Origin of the sequence: Psychrobacter sp. MES7-P7E (assembly GCF_002863645.1) — a bacterium.
Lineage (GTDB): Bacteria > Pseudomonadota > Gammaproteobacteria > Pseudomonadales > Moraxellaceae > Psychrobacter.
Map to the genome: position 1 here is coordinate 1 of NZ_PJBU01000025.1, position 3,744 is coordinate 3,744.

General features: G+C 35.6%; 4 protein-coding genes. All 4 read right to left on the reverse strand.

Features of this window, described 5'->3' with window-relative positions; all coding sequences use genetic code 11:
* Positions 1–1,134, reverse strand: a 1,134-nt coding sequence (locus tag CXF62_RS01235) for a GAP1-N1 domain-containing protein (protein WP_145990513.1), incomplete at its 3' end; no start/stop codon positions are given.
* Positions 1,127–1,972: a TRAFAC clade GTPase domain-containing protein gene (locus CXF62_RS01240; RefSeq protein WP_102078927.1), complete on the reverse strand. Its 846-nt coding sequence runs from the start codon at positions 1,970–1,972 to the stop codon at positions 1,127–1,129. The genes CXF62_RS01240 and CXF62_RS01235, both read right to left, overlap by 8 nt.
* Positions 1,965–2,942, reverse strand: coding sequence for a TRAFAC clade GTPase domain-containing protein (locus CXF62_RS01245; protein WP_102083184.1), 978 nt, complete (start codon positions 2,940–2,942; stop codon positions 1,965–1,967). Before CXF62_RS01245 ends, CXF62_RS01240 begins: the two co-directional genes overlap by 8 nt.
* A gap of 2 nt (positions 2,943–2,944) precedes the next feature.
* Positions 2,945–3,744: GTPase-associated system all-helical protein GASH (locus CXF62_RS14625; RefSeq protein ID WP_228153123.1), on the reverse strand; the 800-nt coding region annotated here is incomplete at its 5' end.

A 3,744-nucleotide genomic window follows, 5' to 3' on the forward strand; every position in this document is an offset into this window, starting at 1 on the left:
AGGCGTCAATGTATCAACCCCCTGACTAATACCTTTCTTTAGGGCTATATACCACCACCTATTCTTCCTTATACTGTCGGCTATCAACCTATTTTTATCTTCATCTTTCAATAAAGTAAATTTATTTTCGATGTAACTCGCTAACGAAAGACATAGTAAGTTATAGTTGTGATTCTTTTTAAATACGATATTTTGTATTTTTTCTACTTCCATAAAGCTTAAACTTGTTAGGTTCTCTGCAAGATATATGAGTGCTTTGTTTACATATATATCTAAGTCACCTTCAGTATCTTCAAATGATAAGCTATTTCTAATAAGGTTAATTGCAAGAGACGCTGAAGGTTCTGTATTAAACGTGTCTATCAACTCCACAGTTCTTGATAACTTTCTCAGTCTTTGTAACGGAGGTTTTTCTATGGCTAATGATGTGTTCTCTAAGAGATTTTCAAGAATAGTATCCTGATGGTCTAAAAGAAATTTTACCGCTCTAGTATCGCTAACCTCATTGTTGTTGCCAGTACTACTAATAGCAGTATAAGGTTCAATCCATCGAAGCTTATTAGATGCTATAGATGCGACAATATTGAATTCGCTCTCATCGGCTAAGATTTGAGAAGGACTCCATTTCACGTTACATATTAGCCTTTTCCTAGCTTTTGGCCATAAACTTCTCCAAAGCTCCATAATGATAGTGGCAAAAGAAGCTAGATTTTCTAAGATTAAGACAGGGTGAGTTGCTATTACTAATGAGTCAAATACGTTTTTTAACTGCTCATTAGTAATTTCTGGTAATTTTTCAGAATTCATAATTGATATTAAAATATCTGTCAAATCGTTTAATTCTATCGCTTGATTAACAGGTAACAAGGCAACCTTACTTCTAACCATTCCTCCTCTAAAAGCTCCAAAATCAGGATACGTACACCATAAGCACCAATAATCGTTAAAGACCTCACATCCAAGAACTGGATACCAAACTACATTCGCTGGCAAATAACCTGCTGGTTTATCAGTAATAGATAGCAGTTGACTTGGAAGCTCTACTTCGGAATTAGTAGTATGGATAAGTTGATGCTTATTGTCTTTATCACCATAGGTGGCATAAATAGGAAAAGCTAAATCAGAGTCAGTCATTAAGCAACCATTTAATAGGTAAAGTTAGGTCGATATTTTTCTGCTCAATAGTCTCATTTGGCGATATAACCCAGCCCTGGTTCTCTGGACCTTCATCAATAAAATCTTCATCTTTTGACGCTTCTGTTAATTCCTTTCCTAATGCAGAAAGCCCCCATATACTTAATTTATCCTCGTCCCAGTTAGAGACCAAATACGAAGCTAACATTGGTAGTCGTTGCTCTAAAATCATATGTGGAGTGGCATTTTCAGTATTTACTTCATCGTAACAGGAAAGCAAAACGGCTACCTTAGGGCTTTGAACTTTGTTAGCTATTTGCGTTTTTGATAATTGTAATAGTATCTGTAACTTTTCTACCCAGTAAGGATTTGCGTCCCAATTTGTGGAATTAGGTGATTCATGCTTCTTTTCTGGTTTTTCATTATTGGCCAATTTTTCAAGGAAATCTGGGAATGTAGGTTCGCTTTCCACCCTAATCACGATAAGCCATTTATCACTATCATCTAATTGGCTTTTCCATTTCTCATCTAACGAGCGTGTAGAGAAAATAGTATCCCATTGCTCACCTGCGTATTCAGGCCAATTTATATCAAACTCTTTACCATTTTCATCTATTAATGGTATTTTTAGGCTATTCCAAGTCTCAGCCACAGTATGAGCAGAAGCTTTACCTTCGCTTAGTGCTTCAAAAACCTCACCAAGCATTTCTAAATTTGCTGGTGTTCCATTGATATTTAGTGAGCTTCGAGGCTCTTTAAGACGACCATAAAGTTGTCCAAAAAAGTGTGTTTTACCACTGTTAGCTCGACCAATAACCAATATATTTTTCTTAGACATGACTTCCTCGGTAGCACATAAAAGGTGAGTTGCTCACAATAGGGTCAGAAACTATTATCGGTTGTCTGAATGACTCATTCTCTAGTAATAAATCATGTATAACATTAGTAACTGAATCTGGGTTTTCTATGGTTACTTTATATTGTTTGGCATGTGGAATATTAAATAAAAGCTTATCAGTAATTTGTTTTTTCATTCTGTCTGAAATCGGGTTTTCTACTAACTCATCGGACTTAGTCCAAATTAAAGCTGTAGGTTTTTTTTTGGTAAATGGAATGAGTCTTTCAAATAACATAAATAACTCTTTTCGTGCCTTTCCTCTATTTTCTCCTGCAAACTTATTACAATCAGCTGTTATGATAAACATGTCTGAGTTCGTAGCCATCCATTGCGCACCACCCGCATTAGGATCATCTGAGTTTAATGACCATGTAGTGAACCATTCGCCAGGAGCATCAGTAAGTAACAAGTCGATCAAATTGCTTTCATTATCTCTTAATGCCAGGTGTAGTAACCCTGGAACCCTCTCTGATTGTCGAGAAGTATGAGGTGGGAAAGTGGACTTAGTTGTATCGAGTCTTGAATAAGATGACAGGTTCTCCCATGCTACCAAGCTTTTAGAACCAGCAAATTTATAACTTAATTTAAGTCCTTGGCGTATATAATTTAGATAAGCAATCAGTAAGAATGTGGTTTTTCCCGTGTCATGCGAACCAAACACACCAATAAAACGGCTTTCGCCTCGTGCCCGAATTTGGCTTAAGTCTTGTATTCCTAAGTTATTACCCGACCACCATATCCTATATTGCTTTAATTCAGGATTTTCTGTAGTTTCTTTTAATTTAACTTCAAAATATTGGCATTCATTAGGATAATCCTTACCCTCACTACAAGCTCCGCCATCACCGACATAACAATCTTTTCCCTCTCTAGAACAAACACCACCTACGGTTATTTCACTATCACTCATACTCATGTCTCTACTTGATTTTCAGCAGATTGTTCTCGAAAAATAGCTTGAGCCAATTTAGGAAGACTAATTTCTGTATCTTTGGAGATACTCAGTTTAGATATAGCGGTATCTGTATCGAAAGAATCATCAGAAAAAGCGTAACTAACAAAGTCCTTCAGTGACCAATTGTCTTTATAACCAATTGTTAGTTGCCGAATAGTCTCTTTCGGGACACTATCTTTATTTTTTGAATAAAATTCCCATATCTTTTCTAAAGAAAACTTTTCTTCAATATCTATATTAGGTAAGTCGGCAACTGTTTCAAAGATTAAATAAGAAATACTTGCTGGTGGCGCATTTTCCATTAGAGACAGTAAATCACTCACCATGACTATTAAGGCAATTTTACCTTCAAACTCTCTATAGCTTTGATTTAAGGAAGGAGAGTATAAAGCCTTACTCCACCAAATGGTGTCTAACTTTAAATTTTCATTAGACCTAATATTTTCATTTATACTATTTCTGTATTGTTCAAATTTTTGATACTGGCTTTGATAAAGACTTTCTCGGGTCGTAAAATCTTCAGATAATTTAGTATACATGGTTTGAAAGTCCTGGATGCCTTCAAGCTCAGTACTTAGTTCAAATGTAGGAAGCTTTCTTGGAAATGGTATTTTATTCCCTTTTCCGTTCTCTAGAAGATCGAAACTTGAATATTCCTCACTTTCTTTAGACCATTGTGAAAATATACTTTCAAAGACTTCTTTTTCTTCTGCGAACCGTTTGAAGGGTAGCATATCAGCAATTGTATTCCACAGTA